The 14,461-nt window shown below is 52.6% G+C and carries 19 protein-coding genes; 11 read left to right on the top strand and 8 right to left on the bottom strand.

Annotated elements, in window-relative coordinates; all coding sequences use genetic code 11:
- The first annotated feature begins 1 nt into the window (after window position 1).
- From EVJ20_RS09960 to EVJ20_RS09995, 8 genes are read left to right on the top strand one after another with little or no spacing between them, the layout of a single operon-like run.
- Window positions 2-505: a MogA/MoaB family molybdenum cofactor biosynthesis protein gene (locus tag EVJ20_RS09960; protein WP_070328105.1), complete on the top strand. Its 504-nt coding sequence runs from the start codon at window positions 2-4 to the stop codon at window positions 503-505.
- Entirely contained in the window at window positions 502-1,050 is a 549-nt protein-coding gene (locus tag EVJ20_RS09965; RefSeq protein ID WP_131465873.1) for a molybdenum cofactor guanylyltransferase, read from the top strand. Before EVJ20_RS09960 ends, EVJ20_RS09965 begins: the two co-directional genes overlap by 4 nt.
- Window positions 1,050-2,285 (top strand): molybdopterin molybdotransferase MoeA, encoded by a 1,236-nt coding sequence (locus EVJ20_RS09970; RefSeq protein WP_131508103.1) that lies wholly within the window; start codon window positions 1,050-1,052, stop codon window positions 2,283-2,285. Before EVJ20_RS09965 ends, EVJ20_RS09970 begins: the two co-directional genes overlap by 1 nt.
- The gene (mobB, locus tag EVJ20_RS09975; RefSeq protein ID WP_201739235.1) at window positions 2,261-2,740 is read left to right on the top strand and encodes a molybdopterin-guanine dinucleotide biosynthesis protein B; all 480 of its coding nucleotides are present in this window, start codon (window positions 2,261-2,263) and stop codon (window positions 2,738-2,740) included. The genes EVJ20_RS09970 and mobB overlap by 25 nt, the downstream gene beginning before the upstream one ends.
- On the top strand, window positions 2,718-3,173 hold the full coding sequence (locus EVJ20_RS09980) for a molybdenum cofactor biosynthesis protein MoaE (protein WP_131465877.1): 456 nt from the start codon (window positions 2,718-2,720) through the stop codon (window positions 3,171-3,173). Before mobB ends, EVJ20_RS09980 begins: the two co-directional genes overlap by 23 nt.
- Window positions 3,170-3,397, top strand: a complete 228-nt coding sequence (locus tag EVJ20_RS09985; RefSeq protein ID WP_035385838.1) for a MoaD/ThiS family protein — start codon at window positions 3,170-3,172, stop codon at window positions 3,395-3,397. Before EVJ20_RS09980 ends, EVJ20_RS09985 begins: the two co-directional genes overlap by 4 nt.
- Window positions 3,398-3,401: 4 nt before the next feature.
- On the top strand, window positions 3,402-3,866 hold the full coding sequence (gene moaC, locus EVJ20_RS09990; RefSeq protein WP_131441220.1) for a cyclic pyranopterin monophosphate synthase MoaC: 465 nt from the start codon (window positions 3,402-3,404) through the stop codon (window positions 3,864-3,866).
- Window positions 3,863-4,873 (top strand): ThiF family adenylyltransferase, encoded by a 1,011-nt coding sequence (locus EVJ20_RS09995; RefSeq protein WP_131508105.1) that lies wholly within the window; start codon window positions 3,863-3,865, stop codon window positions 4,871-4,873. Before moaC ends, EVJ20_RS09995 begins: the two co-directional genes overlap by 4 nt.
- 34 nt (window positions 4,874-4,907) lie before the next feature.
- Here the strand turns inward: EVJ20_RS09995 and EVJ20_RS10000 are convergent, their stop codons facing one another.
- Both EVJ20_RS10000 and EVJ20_RS10005 read right to left on the bottom strand, forming a co-directional pair.
- Window positions 4,908-5,192, bottom strand: a complete 285-nt coding sequence (locus EVJ20_RS10000) for an LlsX family protein (RefSeq protein ID WP_131490567.1) — start codon at window positions 5,190-5,192, stop codon at window positions 4,908-4,910.
- Window positions 5,193-5,281: 89 nt separating this feature from the next.
- Window positions 5,282-6,478, bottom strand: coding sequence for a LysM peptidoglycan-binding domain-containing protein (locus tag EVJ20_RS10005; RefSeq protein WP_071398801.1), 1,197 nt, complete (start codon window positions 6,476-6,478; stop codon window positions 5,282-5,284).
- Between the two features lie 279 nt (window positions 6,479-6,757).
- On the opposite strand from EVJ20_RS10005, the gene EVJ20_RS10010 reads away from it, so the two are divergent.
- A complete protein-coding gene (locus EVJ20_RS10010; protein ID WP_131508107.1) occupies window positions 6,758-7,507 on the top strand; it encodes a FixH family protein in 750 nt (249 codons plus the stop codon).
- Window positions 7,508-7,542: 35 nt separating this feature from the next.
- Here the strand turns inward: EVJ20_RS10010 and EVJ20_RS10015 are convergent, their stop codons facing one another.
- Entirely contained in the window at window positions 7,543-9,168 is a 1,626-nt protein-coding gene (locus EVJ20_RS10015; protein WP_070328113.1) for an ABC-F family ATP-binding cassette domain-containing protein, read from the bottom strand.
- Window positions 9,169-9,300: 132 nt separating this feature from the next.
- On the opposite strand from EVJ20_RS10015, the gene EVJ20_RS10020 reads away from it, so the two are divergent.
- The gene (locus EVJ20_RS10020; RefSeq protein ID WP_161568110.1) at window positions 9,301-9,912 is read left to right on the top strand and encodes a stage II sporulation protein M; all 612 of its coding nucleotides are present in this window, start codon (window positions 9,301-9,303) and stop codon (window positions 9,910-9,912) included.
- A gap of 22 nt (window positions 9,913-9,934) precedes the next feature.
- On the opposite strand, the gene EVJ20_RS10025 is transcribed toward EVJ20_RS10020, so the two are convergent.
- From EVJ20_RS10025 to EVJ20_RS10045, 5 genes are all read right to left on the bottom strand, one after another.
- Window positions 9,935-10,657, bottom strand: a complete 723-nt coding sequence (locus tag EVJ20_RS10025; RefSeq protein WP_131508111.1) for a DNA/RNA nuclease SfsA — start codon at window positions 10,655-10,657, stop codon at window positions 9,935-9,937.
- Window positions 10,658-10,659: 2 nt separating this feature from the next.
- Entirely contained in the window at window positions 10,660-11,106 is a 447-nt protein-coding gene (locus tag EVJ20_RS10030; RefSeq protein ID WP_131508113.1) for an OsmC family protein, read from the bottom strand.
- Between the two features lie 54 nt (window positions 11,107-11,160).
- Window positions 11,161-12,399, bottom strand: a complete 1,239-nt coding sequence (pepT, locus tag EVJ20_RS10035) for a peptidase T (protein WP_131508115.1) — start codon at window positions 12,397-12,399, stop codon at window positions 11,161-11,163.
- 119 nt (window positions 12,400-12,518) lie between these two features.
- Complete coding sequence (locus EVJ20_RS10040; RefSeq protein ID WP_131465894.1) at window positions 12,519-13,193, bottom strand: LrgB family protein; 675 nt, start codon at window positions 13,191-13,193, stop codon at window positions 12,519-12,521.
- Window positions 13,190-13,546: a CidA/LrgA family protein gene (locus tag EVJ20_RS10045; protein WP_131508117.1), complete on the bottom strand. Its 357-nt coding sequence runs from the start codon at window positions 13,544-13,546 to the stop codon at window positions 13,190-13,192. Before EVJ20_RS10045 ends, EVJ20_RS10040 begins: the two co-directional genes overlap by 4 nt.
- A gap of 151 nt (window positions 13,547-13,697) precedes the next feature.
- Here EVJ20_RS10045 and EVJ20_RS10050 point away from each other — a divergent pair, with 151 nt between their 5' ends.
- Entirely contained in the window at window positions 13,698-14,435 is a 738-nt protein-coding gene (locus EVJ20_RS10050) for a YwqG family protein (protein ID WP_131465898.1), read from the top strand.
- Window positions 14,436-14,461: the final 26 nt, after the last annotated feature.

Here is a 14,461-nt window from a genome sequence, read left to right on the forward strand (position 1 = left end):
CATGCAAGCACACAATCACGCACATCAAAACATGAAGAGCGTCAAGGCAGCCATTTTAACGATTTCAGATACACGCACGCTCGATACGGACGTGTCTGGCGAACATATTTGCACGTTATTAAAAGAGAACGCGCACACGGTCACATATCGTGAGATCACAAAGGACGATGCGACAGAAATCGAAGCGGCCGTCAAACGAATGGTCGACGAAAACATGGACGTCATCTTGACGACCGGCGGTACGGGTATTACAAAACGTGACGTCACGATTGAAACGATCCGGCCGCTGCTCGACCGCGAAATGGTCGGCTTTGGTGAGTTGTTCCGTCATGTCAGCTTCACGGAAGACATCGGTCCGGCTGCGATGTTGTCACGGGCCTTGGCTGGACGCATTGGAAATACCATCATTTTCTCGATGCCAGGTTCACGCGGAGCCGTCGATTTGGCGATGACACGATTGATTTTACCTGAACTTTCGCACATCGTCTGGGAAGCGACGCGATGATTGGAATCGTCTTGGCAGGGGGCCGGTCGCGCCGGTTCGGATCTCCGAAATGGCAGGCCCGTTATCAAGGCGCCTCGTTTGAAGAACGAGCCAGGCAGACGCTCGTCTCGACGACGACAGCACAATGGAGCGTCGTACCAGCTGGCATGGTGACCGACGATTATCAGCTTGAAGATACTTTCGAATGGCGAGGCATGGGACCGCTCGCCGGCATCGTCACCGTGATGCGTCAAAAGCCTGACGACTGGTACGCTGTCTGTGCGTGTGACACGCCACTGCTTCCTTCAGAAGTATATGAGCGGCTCGCCTTAGAACGAGATGGTCGCCCGGTTGTCGCTGTTGCGGACGACAGACTGCATCCGCTCATCGCCTTGTATCCGCGGTCGATGTTACCACGATTTGAAGACGCGTTAAGACGAGGCGAGCGGGCGGTCATGCCTCATGTAGCAGCCGCGACGATCGTCACGTTTGATGAACGGGATTGGTTTAAAAATGTGAACACACCGAGCGAATATGCGGCGGTGCTACGGAAGGAAGTGGACTGATGGAGAAGGTATCGACGTTGTTTCGCAAACCGCTCGCAATCGATGAAGCGATATCACTCGTCCGAGAAGCGACGGGTGAGCCCGCAATAGAGACAGTCATGCTGCATGAGGCGAATGGACGTATTCTCGCGACGAACCTCATCGCGACGCATGACGTCCCAGCCTTTGATAAATCGCCGTATGACGGCTTCGCGGTCCGAGCTGTCGACTTGATGTCAGCGAGCCGTGACGAGCCGGTGACCTTGTCCGTTCAATACGTGCAAGGAGCGGGGCACGTCGGCCCACCGCTGTTAGACGGTCACGCCATCCGCATCATGACGGGTGCTAAAATCCCAGACGGGGCAGACGCGGTCGTCATGCTCGAAATCGTTCAGGCGGATGAACAACGAGTAACGTTCAAACGTCCTGTCCGAGATAAAAACATCTCCTATCGTGGGGAAGACGTGGCGACCGGTGCTCATATCGTGAATCGTGGCACCCGTATCAACCCCGGCATCATTGCCTTGCTCGCGACGTTCGGCTACGAGCGGGTCGAGGTGTTCACAAAACCGTGGATTACCGTGTTCGCGACAGGGGATGAACTCTCCGAACCAGGGGAGAGAAAAGCTGAGGGTCAAATTTACAATTCCAACACCTATATGATTCTTGCTCAGATCGAGGAGCTCGGCGGGAGAACGGTATATGGCGGGATTCTTCCCGATACGTTTCCCGCGACGAAACATGCAATCGAAGAAGCGCTACACACGAGTGACGCCATCGTCACGACGGGTGGAGTGTCGGTCGGAGATTTTGACTACTTACCGGACGTTTACGAAGCACTCGGTGCGTCTGTATTGTTCAACAAAGTCGGGATGCGCCCGGGGTCCGTCACGACGGTCGCGAACGTCGAAGGCCGATTGTTGTTCGGGTTATCCGGGAATCCGTCCGCTTGCTTCGTCGGTACGGAATTGTTTGTCGGGACATATATGAAGACGCTATATGGACAAGCCGAGCGTACGGTCGTACAGGCGGAACTCGGTGTTGATTTTTCGAAACCGAATCCGTTCGACCGGTTCGTACGTGCCCATGTGACGATTGATTCGACCGGACACGCGGTCGTTCATCCGAGCGGAAAAGATAAGTCGGGTATCGTCTCCTCACTCGCGTCATGTAACGCGTTGATCCATCTACCGGGCGGGACGAGAGGATTTCAGAAAGGGGACATGGTACGATGTCGAATCATCGATCAACTTTGACGATCTTGCAAGTGGTCGGCTATCAAAATAGCGGAAAGACATCGTTCGTTTCCGAGCTGACAGAACGGTTGTCGGCGACGGGGTTCCGTGTCGGGGTGATCAAACACCACGGACATGGAGGGGCGCTCGACCTGCCAATGACTGACTCGCATCGCCACGCCCTAGCCGGAGCCGTGTTATCGAGTGTGATCAGTGAGAACGGGACGTTCATCGAGTGGAAAGCCGTCGACACGTTTGAATTACTCGTGAATTGGTATGAAGCGCACGTCGATGTGCTGCTCATTGAAGGCTACAAGCAGAAAAACTATCCGAAAGTGGTACTCGTTCGAGAAGGTTTTGAACAACCGGTCAACTTGACGAATGTGATCGCAATCGGTGATTCCGTGAAAGACCGGAATCACTTGATGAGTTCGGTGGAAGGGTGGATGGCATATGAACTGGTATCAAGTGAATGAACGTCCCCTCGAGCCGATGGCACTCTACGAAGCGGTCCGGCACCGAAACGTCGGGGCCGTCGTCCTGTTTATCGGAACGGTAAGGGAGATGACCGGAGCGAAACAGACCGAACTGCTCGAGTACGAATCCTACGTGCCGATGGCCGAGAAAATGCTCGAACAAATCGCGAAAGAAGTCGATGAGCGTTGGCCTGGCGCTTTAACTGCGATTCATCACCGAATTGGCCGGCTCGATATTTTGGAAGAAGCAGTCGTGATTGCGACAAGCTCGGCCCACCGCGCCGACGCTTACGAGGCGAATCGGTACGCAATCGAACGAATTAAGGAAATTGTCCCGATTTGGAAACGGGAGCACTGGACGGATGGCACGAAATGGATCGGAGATCAAAAAGAACAGCAGCCTGGACGCCCGGAAGGAGTGACGCTTAAATGATTAAAGTATTATGTTTTGCCCACGTGGCAGAAGAATTGTCAGTTCGATCTTATACAGTTCCCGCTCCGCAAACAATCGCTTCCCTGCGCAAAGGATTGTCGGACAGGGGCGTGTCGGGTGCAGAGCGTCTCATGTTCGCGGTCAACGAACGCTATGAGACTGACGAGTATGTGGTCGAGGCCGGCGACACGGTCGCTGTGATCCCGATGGTGAGTGGAGGGTGACACGATGGAATTGACGCATATGAATGGACAGGGACGAGCGTGGATGGTCGACGTATCAGGAAAAGAAGAAACGACGCGAACTGCTCGCGCCCGGACATCAGTCGAATTGAGCAGTTCGCTCAAACAGCTCATCACAAACGGTGGGCTTGAGAAAGGTGACGTCCTCGCTGTGGCACAAGTAGCCGGAATCATGGCCGCCAAAGAGACGAGCCGAATCATCCCGATGTGTCATCCGCTCGCCTTGAAGAAAATCGATTTGACGTTTGAATGGGATGGCACCGATCTCATCATCGAATCATTCGTCAAAACAAAAGGCGATACCGGTGTCGAGATGGAAGCATTGACGGCCGCGACGATTGCGGCGTTGACCGTTTATGATATGACGAAAGCCGTCGATAAAGGCATCGTCATTGGACCGACCTACTTGCTTGAGAAGCACGGCGGGAAGTCAGGAGACTATATCCGATGACACACTCGTCGGAACGTTATGCACGGCAAGCCCGTTTTCATGGAATCGGTGCGGACGGGCAAGCGGAACTGATGACAAAGCGCGTACTTGTCGTCGGTCTCGGCGCGCTCGGTGCGGCTGTGACCGATCAGCTCGTTCGGGCCGGTGTCGCACTCGTCATCGTCGACCGAGATTATGTGGAAGTGACGAACCTGCAACGGCAAACGTTGTATACGGAACGAGACGCGACAGCGGAGACGCCGAAAGCAATCGCTGCGCTTGAACGGTTGCGAGCAATCAATGGAGACGTTGAAATCGACGCGCACATCGCCGACGTCTCGTGGGACTGGCTTCGTCCCTTGCCTCACGTCGACCTCGTCTTGGACGCGACGGACAACGTCGAGACACGTCTGTTGTTGAACGATTTCGCGCTCGAGCGAGGCATTCCGTTCTTGTTCGCTTCTTGCGTCGGGGCGTATGGCATGAACTATACCGTATTGCCGGGTGAGGCACCTTGTCTCCGCTGTCTCATGCGCCACTTGCCGCTCGCTGGGCAGACGTGTGCGACAGCCGGAGTCGTGGCGCCAATCGTCCACCACGTCGCGAGCCGGCAAGCTGTCGAGGCGTTGAAATATTTGACGGGGCGACATGAGAAATTGGAACGTCGACTTTTGATTGAGGACTTATGGGAAAATCAGTCGCAACGACTCGATGTCGAACGGCTTGTCGACGCGGCGTGTCCGTCGTGCCAACAGAACGAGTATCCGAGTCTCGTCTCGAACCGGCAACAGACGGCTCTTCTATGCGGACGTGACGTTGTTCAAGTTCGTCGGTCCATCGAAGGACTTGAGCCGATCGCGAACCAACTTGAGCGCGCTGACATCACAATGAAAAAGACGCCATTCACGTTAGAATGGCGGTGGCGAGGTCACCGGATGCTCTTATTCAAAGATGGTCGGGTCCTCGTCCACGGTGTCAACGACCCGCATGTTGCGGTCGCCATGGTCGATGAGTGTCTCGGTGCATAAAAAAGATGTCCATCGAGGCCGATGGACATCTTTTTTATGCGGCTGTTTTTGCATACCGATTCTTTCGAAGAGAACGATACGTCTCAACCAATGCGATACAAGCACCCGTGATCACAATTCCAATCCAAGTCATATTTTCGTTATTCGCTATTTCGTTCTCGTTCGTCACTCGAAAAATTTCGATATTAGCGAATGTGATCGGATCTCCGGTCGTTTGTGCATCGGAATAACCTAGCCAAATCACAGTAAAGAAGATAACGGTAGATAACCCGATTCCGATTACTGTTTCGATTCCAAGACGTAGCATCGTTCGTCCCATTTCAATTTCTCCCCTCAATGAATGGATGAATCATTCTTAATTTCCATTTACGAGGCGTTTGATAAAAAAGTTTCATACATTACACTTGCTCAGCGTGGAATCGTGAGCACTTGACCGACGCTGATCAAATTGATGTTCGTGATGTTGTTGGCGGCAGCGATTTTGGCGACGGTCGTATTATATGTCGTCGCAATCTTATAGAGCGTGTCGCCTGACTTGACGGTATACTTCACGGTCGTCGCTGGCGGAGGAGTGACGGTTGTTCCTGGGATGACCAGGACTTGACCGACGCTGATCAGGTTGATGTTGGTGATGTTATTGGCAGCAGCGATTTTGGCGACGGTCGTTTTGTACAGTGTCGCAATCTTGTAGAGTGTATCGCCTGCTTTTACCGTATATTTGACAGTCGTCGTTGGGGGTGGCGTGACGCTTGTTCCTGGAATGACGAGCACTTGACCGACACTGATCAAGTTGTAGTTCGTGATCTTGTTGGCGGCAGCGAGTGCAGCGACTGTGACGTTGTAAGCCCGAGCGATGCTATAGAGCGTGTCGCCTGATTTGACAGTATACGTTTTAGAGGTTGAAGTAGATTGGTAAGCGAGCAATTGGGAAACTGTCACGAATTTGTAGCCTTTTGCTTTCAGTTGCGAGATCATCGTCGGCAAGGCGAGCGGTGTGCCTGGCGCACCAGCACCGGTGTGCATGAGGACGATCGATCCTGGTTTGATGTTCGTTTGGACTTTCGTATTGATTTGGCTAGCAGTGAGTCCTTTCCAGTCAATCGTATCGATGTTCCATTGGATCGTATAAGCGTAGCCGGCAGCGCCGACACCGCTCAAGACGGCGCTGTTCACGGCGCCAAACGGAGCCCGGAAGATCGGTTTTGTCGTTTTGCCGGTCAGTGATTTAACAATTGCTTCGGTACGGTCGAGTTCGGTCTTCATTTGAGTGGCGGTCAACTGGGTGAAGTATGGGTGGCTGTACGAGTGGTTACCTACTTGGTGACCTTTAGCTGCGATGTTTTTAATGTATTGAGGATGGTGGTTGGCGCCGGTTCCAGTCAAAAAGAAAGTGGCTTTGACGTTGTTCTTGGCAAGTATGTCCAAAATCTTGTTCGTATTCGCACCATCCGCTCCGTCATCGAACGTCAACGCCACGACTTTACTCGTCGTGTTCACGCTCGTTATGAACTTCGAAGCAGCGGCATCAGCTGATTTTGGATAGGTGACTAACGGTGCCAGCAGGATCAACAAGGCCATCAATAACCGTACAAATTTGCTCTTCATTTTTCCTTTCGCCTCCATTCTTGGTGTATGTATCTTGGTGTCAAGGCTTTCCATATATTGAGCTGTGTATATATTTTATATACCCCGTTTTGTTCCAAAACACGTTATAATCCTAAAAATAGGCAAAGGAATTTTTGGATAATGACTCTCAAATTTTGTGTTCAATTTATGAGCGGAAGACGTGGTAAATATCACAAAATCATCACACAATTCCTGAAAAAGGATGATATCATGAACAATGTGTGAAACGTGTAAGCGATTAACTAGGGGGGATTCATAATGAGACAAACAGTGAAACGAATCGGGATGGCGACAGGAATAATCGGTTTGTTCGTCCTTGGGGCATGCGGGACAGAAGAGGCGGACAATGCGACGGAGACGGTGCAGTCGATGGAACCTGTCGAAGCAGAATTGAACGTACCGGCGACAGCAGAAATAGATGAAGCGGTCACGTTATCGGTTCGCGTCACGCAAGACGGCAAAGGGGTCGATGATGCGGACGAGATCAAGTTCGAAGTGTGGAAGAACGGCGCCAAAGAAGAGAGTGAGATGATGAAAGCTTCGCTCACAGAAGACGGGGTCTATGAGACGGAAGCAACGTTTGCGGATGAAGCGGTCTATACGGTCCAAGTCCACGTGACGGCGCGGGCGATGCATACGATGCCGACAGCGAAGGTGACGGTCGGTCATCCAGAAACAGAAGCCGAAGCCGAGGCTGAAACAGACCATCACCAACACGCCGGGGCCGATATCACACTCGATCCAAAGCAAGTGACGGCGAATGAAGCGAGCCCGTTCACCGTCAACGTTGAAATTGACCATGAGGTGCTGACAGGTGCGGACGTTCAACTTGAAGTATTCAAAGACGGTGCGGATAAGCACGATTGGGTGAAGCTTGAGGAAACGGAAAACGGAAGCTATGCGGGTGAGCATACGTTCCCGGAGACCGGTACGTACAACGTCCAAGTTCATGTGACGAAAGGACACGACATCCATGAACACGTCATGGAGACAGTCGAAGTCAAATAAAAAAATCGATCGGCGCACGCGCCGATCGATTTTTATTATGCGTTTTGGTAAAGTGATTCGACTTGTTGTTGAAGCGATTCGTTCTCGAGGAACTGGTCGTACGTCGCTTCTTTGTCGACAATCCCATTCGGCGTCACTTCGATGATGCGTGTCGCAATCGTCGAGATGAGCTGATGGTCATGTGAACTGAAGAGGAGTACGCCTTTGAACGTCTCGAGTCCGTTGTTGAGCGCTGTGATCGATTCGAGGTCCAAGTGGTTCGTCGGATCGTCAAGGACGAGCACGTTCGAGTTCGAGAGCATCATCTTCGAGAGCATGCAACGAACTTTCTCTCCCCCTGAGAGGACAGACGCTTTCTTCATGACTTCTTCGCCAGAGAAGAGCATACGGCCGAGGAAACCACGGAGGAACGTATCTGACTCGTCAGCTGGCGAGAACTGGCGTAACCAGTCCAAGATGCTCTTATCTGAGCCTTCGAAGTATTCCGAGTTGTCTTTCGGGAAGTACGATTGGATCGTCGTCACGCCCCATTTGACCGTACCCGTGTCTGGCTCCATCTCACCCATGAGGATCTTGAAGAGTGTCGTGATGGCGACGTCGTTGCGACCGACGAAAGCGACTTTGTCCATTTTGTTCAATGAGAACGTGACGTTGTCGAGTACTTTGACGCCGTCGATCGTCTTCGAGACGTTGTCGACGTACAAGACGTCATTTCCGATTTCACGTTCCATCGAGAAACCGACGAACGGATAACGGCGTGATGACGGACGGATGTCGTCCAGTGTGATCTTATCGAGCAACTTTTTACGCGATGTCGCTTGACGCGCCTTCGAAGCGTTCGAGCTGAAACGAGCGATAAAGTTTTGGAGCTCTTTGATCTTCTCTTCTTTTTTCTTGTTCTGGTCGTTGGCCATGCGCGATGCGAGTTGGCTCGACTCGTACCAGAAGTCGTAGTTCCCGACGTACAGTTGAATTTTACCGAAGTCGAGGTCAGCCATATGTGTACAAACTTTGTTCAAGAAGTGACGGTCGTGGGAAACGACGATGACAGTGTTCTCGAAGTTGATCAAGAACTCTTCGAGCCATTGAATCGCTTTGATGTCAAGTCCGTTCGTCGGCTCATCGAGGAGCAAGATGTCTGGCTTACCGAACAACGCTTGGGCAAGGAGTACCTTGACTTTCTCGCCACCCGTGAGCTCGCTCATGAGTTTATGGTGCGACGCGTCAGTAATGCCAAGACCTTGAAGCACCGTTGCGGCTTCCGACTCGGCTTCCCAACCGTTCATCTCAGCGAATTCACCTTCGAGTTCAGCGGCACGCATGCCGTCTTCGTCAGAGAAATCTTCTTTCATATAGATTGCATCTTTTTCTTTCATGACTTGATACAAGCGCTCATGGCCTTTGATGACTGTTTCAAGCACAGCCTGGTCTTCGTACGCATAATGGTCCTGTTTGAGGACGGCGAGACGTTCGCCAGGTGAGAAGCTGACGTCACCCGTTGACGTCTCTTGCTCACCGGCAAGAATTTTCAAGAATGTTGATTTACCGGCACCGTTCGCGCCGATCAAGCCGTAACAGTTGCCTGGTGTGAACTTGATGTTCACGTCTTCGAACAACTTACGGCCACCGAATTGAAGACTTACGTTATTTACTGTAATCATGTATAGAATACCTCGTTTTTCTGATTTGTTTACGACGTGTATTGTATCACGTTTTTTAAAAACGCGCAGTCGCGGGTAAATATGAAACAAATGTGGAACGGATTCGTATGAATGGATAAGGGGGAATCGTTCATGAAAACATCACTATCGATCCGCGAGGCGTGGAACGACTACTACCGCAAAGATTTCGTCCGACTGTTGCTCGTGTTCTTCGTGACAGGCGTCGTCTCGTATTGGTTATTCCGCACGTTCGTCGCGGCCGAACAAGTCGACGAGATTTTAGCCCAACTCGGCGAATCGTTTGAAGCGAGCGGGCTGACGTTCGACTCGAGCGCACGCGACACGATGATCGCCTTGTTCGTGAACAATACACGTGTCACGTTGCTCGCCTTCTTACTCGGGATGATCCCACTCTTCATCCCATATGTGTTCGTCGTCATCAACGCCGCCGTCATCGGTCTCGTCGCCATGCTCGTCGGTTTCACGGGCGAGTCGGTCATTAAAGTGCTCGTTCTCGGAATTTTACCGCACGGCGTCACCGAAATCTCGGCGATTCTGCTCGGGGCGGCGATGGGACTGTCGCTCAACCGTCATGTATGGAAGAAGTTACGAGGAAAAGAGACGGACGTCACGTTCAAAGCGCTATTGCTCGCAGGGATCAAGACGTTCTTATTTATCGCGGTCCCGCTCCTCGCTGTCTCCGCTGTCATCGAGGCGTACGTCACGCCGCTCTTGCTACAGTAAAAGTCATCGCAGGATGGCTTTTTTAATTGAAGTAATGTGTCGTCTCGAGACAGCGCAGCGGGGTAATTCCTTCTAAGGTGACTTCGCAGTTCAACTGCCAGACTTCGAACCCGTCCACGATCGCGTCACGAATCCGTTGGCGAATCAAAGCGTCGTGTCTCCGCTTCGGATTGCCGGTGAAGATGGGCGCATCATATAAGAAGACATACAATAAAACGGCCCGTCCTGCTTGTGGCAACGTCGCGATCAGTGTTTCAAGATGACGGATGAACCGTTTCGTCTCGACAGGGGTTTTCCTTGCGTTTCCTTCAAAGCGAGGGAGCGGCGTCACGAACAGTTCCGTCAGCGGTGTTTTCACTTCCATGTAGACTGCATCGACTTTGAAATCGAGGCGTGAACCGCCTGACACGATTTCACGTTCGACACGTTCTAGAGACGGAAAGACCGGCAAAGCGTCCGCTTTCAAGAGATGTTCGACGTAGTCGTTGGCCCGTCCTTGATGGATGCCGATCCAGCGCTTGTCCCGGTCAATCGAGATGGCTTCCACCGTGAAAGAAGTATGGCGTCGCGGATTGTTTGCCGCCGAAACGAGGCAAGGCACACCGTCGAAGACGAGATCACCGATTCGCCCTGTGACCGGACAGTGGCACGCGACAATCTTGTCATCGAGCAACACGTCCATGACGAAGCGGTTGCGCCGCTTGACGATCACCCCTTCTTTTAACGGTCGTTCAAACCGGTACATCGTCAGCCCGTGCGGACGACCGTCGTGTCGAGCTCGAACGTCACGTTGCCGGCCAAGGCGCGTGAAATCATACAGCCGTCTTTCGCTTTCTTAGCAATCCGTTCGACGAGCGTGATATCCCGGTCGGTCGCCGCAGCGCGGACGTTGATCACGGTTTTATAACGGATCGTCTCGTATGTGAACACGCCGTTCGTCACGTCGACGATACCTTCGGCGTCGATCGTGATGCCTTGATGGGAAAGATCGCTCCGTCCAAGCATGGCCGCGAGCGTGATGATATAGCACGTCGCCGCAGCTCCGAGGAGCATCTCATCGGGATTCGTCCCGATACCAGGTCCGTCCATTTCCGGGGGAATCGAAATTTGCGTCTTCAACCGTTCGGCCTCGATCGTGCCGACGTCGTTACGTCCGCCGGGCCAGTCAAGGTTCATGTGAAACGTATGCTTCATAAAAATCGCCTCCAATGTCTCTAGTGTAGAAGAGAATGATTGGAGGCGCATGTGTTATACTCGCGCGCGTTCGGCGAACGTGCGGAGCGTCTGGATAATGACGTGTGTCGCTTTTTCCATATTGTTGACGGAGACGTACTCGAACTTGCCGTGATAATTCTCGCCGCCAGTGAAGATGTTTGGCGTCGGGAGACCCATATACGACAGTTGCGAGCCATCGGTCCCGCCGCGGATCGGTTCGATTACCGGTTCGATCCCGAGCTCGCGCATGACGTCGGCGACGGTGTCGACGATGTGTTTGACCGGCTCGATCTTCTCGGCCATGTTGTAGTACTGGTCGTCCATCTTCAAGTCGACGCGTGCCTCGCCGTATTTTTGTTTCCATTCGGCGACAAGTTTCTCGAGCAAGACTTTCCGGGCTTCGAACTTCGTCCGGTCGTGGTCGCGGATGATGTATTGGAGAACTGTCGTCTCGACATCACCCGAGAATCCGTTCAAGTGGAAGAATCCTTCATAATGGCTCGTATGTTCCGGTGCCTCGTCGGCCGGAAGGCGGTTATGGAACGCCATCGCCAGTTTCATCGAGTTGACCATCTTGTTCTTGGCGCTACCCGGGTGGACGTTCGTGCCGTGGAACGTGACGGTCGCTCCGGCAGCGTTGAAACTTTCATACTGAAGTTCGCCAAGCGGACCGCCGTCCATCGTGTAGGCAAAGTCGGCGTTGAAGCGGGCGACGTCGAACTTATGTGGTCCGCGCCCGATTTCTTCGTCCGGTGTGAACGCAATCCGGACCGGTCCGTGTGGGATTTCCGGATGCGCCAGTAAGTATTCGACCGCCGTGACGATTTCCGCCATGCCGGCCTTATCATCGGCACCGAGCAGCGTCGTTCCGTCCGTCGTCATGAGCGTATGGCCGACGTAATCATCAAGTTCGGGGAAGTCACGCGGTGACAAGATAACATTGAGTGCCTCGTTCAAGACGATATCGCCACCCGCGTAGTGTTCGACGAGTTGCGGATTGACGTTTGTGCCGGTAAAATCGGTCGCCGTATCGACGTGAGCGAGCAGCCCGATCGTCGGCACGTCATAGTCGACGTTACTCGGCAACGTCGCGAACAAGTAGCCGTATTCGTCGGTCTCGACGTCTTCGAGCCCAATCGCCTTCAGTTCGGCCTCGAGATGGCGAATCAAATCCCATTGTTTCACCGTCGACGGCGTCGTCTCACTCGTGAAGTCGGATTGGGTATCAATCTTTGCGTAGGTCATTAATCGTTCAATCAATTTTGCTTGCATGGTAGACCTCCTCTAATGAATCATTACTCATTTAGTGTAGCATGAGAGGTGTTTTGAAAAGTATCAAAATTGTTTGAAAACAGACAGGGAGGCGTAGCAAGCGTCTCCCTGTCTGTCCATTAAAATAGGAATGGTAACAACAGCGGCAACAAAAACGACGTCAGGATAGCGGTCAATCCCATCGCAGCTCCGCCTGTCGCGCCTGAGAGCGGATGTTCGGTCGCGGCTTGGGCCGTCCCGATGCCGTGGCTGATCGTCCCAAGGGCGAGTCCGCGCGTGAACGGGTCGGTCACGTTGAACATAGATAGAATCACTGGGCCGAGCATGGCGCCAAGGATGCCGCAGGCGACGGCGACCGAAGCGGCGAGCGCGGCGTCACCTTGCAACTGTCGTGCCAGTTCGAGCGCGATTGGCGAGGTCACCGATTTGACGGACAAGGCGAGCAAGACGTGATCCGTCAACTTGAGGGCAGTTCCGAGACCGACAGCGACGAAAATCGTTGATAACGTCCCGAGCACGATGGCACCGAGCGCTCGTTTAGCCCGAGCGAGCAGGATCGGCAAGTTGCGATAGAGCGGCAAGCCGAGCGCCACTGTCGCCGGCCCGAGCAGTGTCGTGATCGCATCTTTCGCCGGCGCATACGTGTCGTACGTCTGTCCAGAGACGAGCAATAACAAGATGAGCGTGAGCGTGCTCAAAAAGACAACGTTCGTGAACGGGGACGCCCATTTGAATGACAGCTTCCGGCTCAACATATAGACGGCAATGGTAATCAATATCCAGAAGACGGTCATGACGCCTCACCGTGTCTTCCGGAAACGACCGCCGTCACGACGAGACCGATCGTCATGCTAATGATCAAGGCGAGGAAGAGCGGAACGCCTTCCGCCTTTAAAAGCGAGCTATACGACATGAGCCCGACCGCGATCGGGATGAAGAAAAAGGCGAGGTGCTTCGTCAAGAAGCCGGCGCTATCTTCGATCCATTCGACGCGGATGATCTTGGTCATCAATAAGAGCAGTAACAGGACCATGCCGATGACGCTCCCTGGCACTTTTAAAGCGAGCACGGCGACGATCCAATTCCCGAGCGCGCTCAAGCCAAATAAGAGCGAAAGGCCGATAATCCATTTGATAAGACGTTGCATGTGATTCATCCTTTCGCATATACATTCAAAACGTATGAATTCTCTCAAACTTTATCATCTAGGTCAAGATGGAGGCTATGACAAAAAAGATAACGGGTACATATGTTCGGGGTGGTATAATGAGCTCACTACTAACAAATGAGGTGTATTTATGGAACAAACGGCAGTCGAACGGTTCATTCAAGAACATCAAATCAAAAATGGGGCAGACGTCTTGAACGCGTTCCAACAACGAATCAATTTGAGTATGGTGCCTCGAACGACACGAGAAGAGGTGGCGATTGGCCATTCGAAATTTGGTGGTTATCCAGATTTACCGATCGGGTCGGACCATCCTGGAGAGAACTTGACGTTTTTGGCGCAATTTCGCTTAAGCGACTTTGCCGGCTGTGAGTCGGTCGAGGCGCTTCCAAAAAAAGGATTGTTGTCTTTCTTTTACGATATGGAAGAACAACCGTGGGGCGACAAGGACGAACGTCATCTTTGGCATGTTGTGTACACGGAAGACACAGACCTTGAACGTGTCAAAGTCGGGGAGGCGCTGAACGAACGGGGGGTCTCGTTTGATGAATCATACGCACCGAACGTTGATGTGCTCGCCCATCTATTGAATGACGATCAGTTCGAGGCGTTCGAAGAGCTGATTGACGATGAGGAATTTCACGCAATCGGCGGTCATCCGAACGCAATTCAAAATGATGTGTTCGAAGAGGTTCAGGACACATATGGTGACCGCTTCAAGCGGCCGTTCCTGCTCTTCCAAATGGATTCGTCAGAAGAGCTCGATATCATGTTCGGCGATGTCGGGATCCTCTACTTTTTGATTCCGACAGAGGCGCTTCAGGCCAAACGATTCGAGGAGACCGAAATGATCATGCAATGTTACTGAACACAACAAAAAGAGATTTGACCGGC

The sequence above is a fragment of the Exiguobacterium sp. SH0S1 genome, from assembly GCF_004337165.1.
GTDB classification, from domain to species: Bacteria; Bacillota; Bacilli; order Exiguobacteriales; family Exiguobacteriaceae; genus Exiguobacterium; species Exiguobacterium aurantiacum_A.

Excerpts from the sequence above, each read along its gene's own strand:
- EVJ20_RS09960 (WP_070328105.1), top strand. The coding sequence starts at position 2 with ATGCAAGCACACAATCACGCACATCAAAACATGAAGAGCGTCAAGGCA.
- EVJ20_RS09965 (WP_131465873.1), top strand. The coding sequence starts at position 502 with ATGATTGGAATCGTCTTGGCAGGGGGCCGGTCGCGCCGGTTCGGATCT.
- EVJ20_RS09970 (WP_131508103.1), top strand. The coding sequence starts at position 1,050 with ATGGAGAAGGTATCGACGTTGTTTCGCAAACCGCTCGCAATCGATGAA.
- mobB (WP_201739235.1), top strand. The coding sequence starts at position 2,261 with ATGTCGAATCATCGATCAACTTTGACGATCTTGCAAGTGGTCGGCTAT.
- EVJ20_RS09980 (WP_131465877.1), top strand. The coding sequence starts at position 2,718 with ATGAACTGGTATCAAGTGAATGAACGTCCCCTCGAGCCGATGGCACTC.
- EVJ20_RS09985 (WP_035385838.1), top strand. The coding sequence starts at position 3,170 with ATGATTAAAGTATTATGTTTTGCCCACGTGGCAGAAGAATTGTCAGTT.
- moaC (WP_131441220.1), top strand. The coding sequence starts at position 3,402 with ATGGAATTGACGCATATGAATGGACAGGGACGAGCGTGGATGGTCGAC.
- EVJ20_RS09995 (WP_131508105.1), top strand. The coding sequence starts at position 3,863 with ATGACACACTCGTCGGAACGTTATGCACGGCAAGCCCGTTTTCATGGA.
- EVJ20_RS10000 (WP_131490567.1), bottom strand. The coding sequence starts at position 5,192 with ATGGGACGAACGATGCTACGTCTTGGAATCGAAACAGTAATCGGAATC.
- EVJ20_RS10005 (WP_071398801.1), bottom strand. The coding sequence starts at position 6,478 with ATGAAGAGCAAATTTGTACGGTTATTGATGGCCTTGTTGATCCTGCTG.
- EVJ20_RS10010 (WP_131508107.1), top strand. The coding sequence starts at position 6,758 with ATGAGACAAACAGTGAAACGAATCGGGATGGCGACAGGAATAATCGGT.
- EVJ20_RS10015 (WP_070328113.1), bottom strand. The coding sequence starts at position 9,168 with ATGATTACAGTAAATAACGTAAGTCTTCAATTCGGTGGCCGTAAGTTG.
- EVJ20_RS10020 (WP_161568110.1), top strand. The coding sequence starts at position 9,301 with ATGAAAACATCACTATCGATCCGCGAGGCGTGGAACGACTACTACCGC.
- EVJ20_RS10025 (WP_131508111.1), bottom strand. The coding sequence starts at position 10,657 with ATGTACCGGTTTGAACGACCGTTAAAAGAAGGGGTGATCGTCAAGCGG.
- EVJ20_RS10030 (WP_131508113.1), bottom strand. The coding sequence starts at position 11,106 with ATGAAGCATACGTTTCACATGAACCTTGACTGGCCCGGCGGACGTAAC.
- pepT (WP_131508115.1), bottom strand. The coding sequence starts at position 12,399 with ATGCAAGCAAAATTGATTGAACGATTAATGACCTACGCAAAGATTGAT.
- EVJ20_RS10040 (WP_131465894.1), bottom strand. The coding sequence starts at position 13,193 with ATGACCGTCTTCTGGATATTGATTACCATTGCCGTCTATATGTTGAGC.
- EVJ20_RS10045 (WP_131508117.1), bottom strand. The coding sequence starts at position 13,546 with ATGCAACGTCTTATCAAATGGATTATCGGCCTTTCGCTCTTATTTGGC.
- EVJ20_RS10050 (WP_131465898.1), top strand. The coding sequence starts at position 13,698 with ATGGAACAAACGGCAGTCGAACGGTTCATTCAAGAACATCAAATCAAA.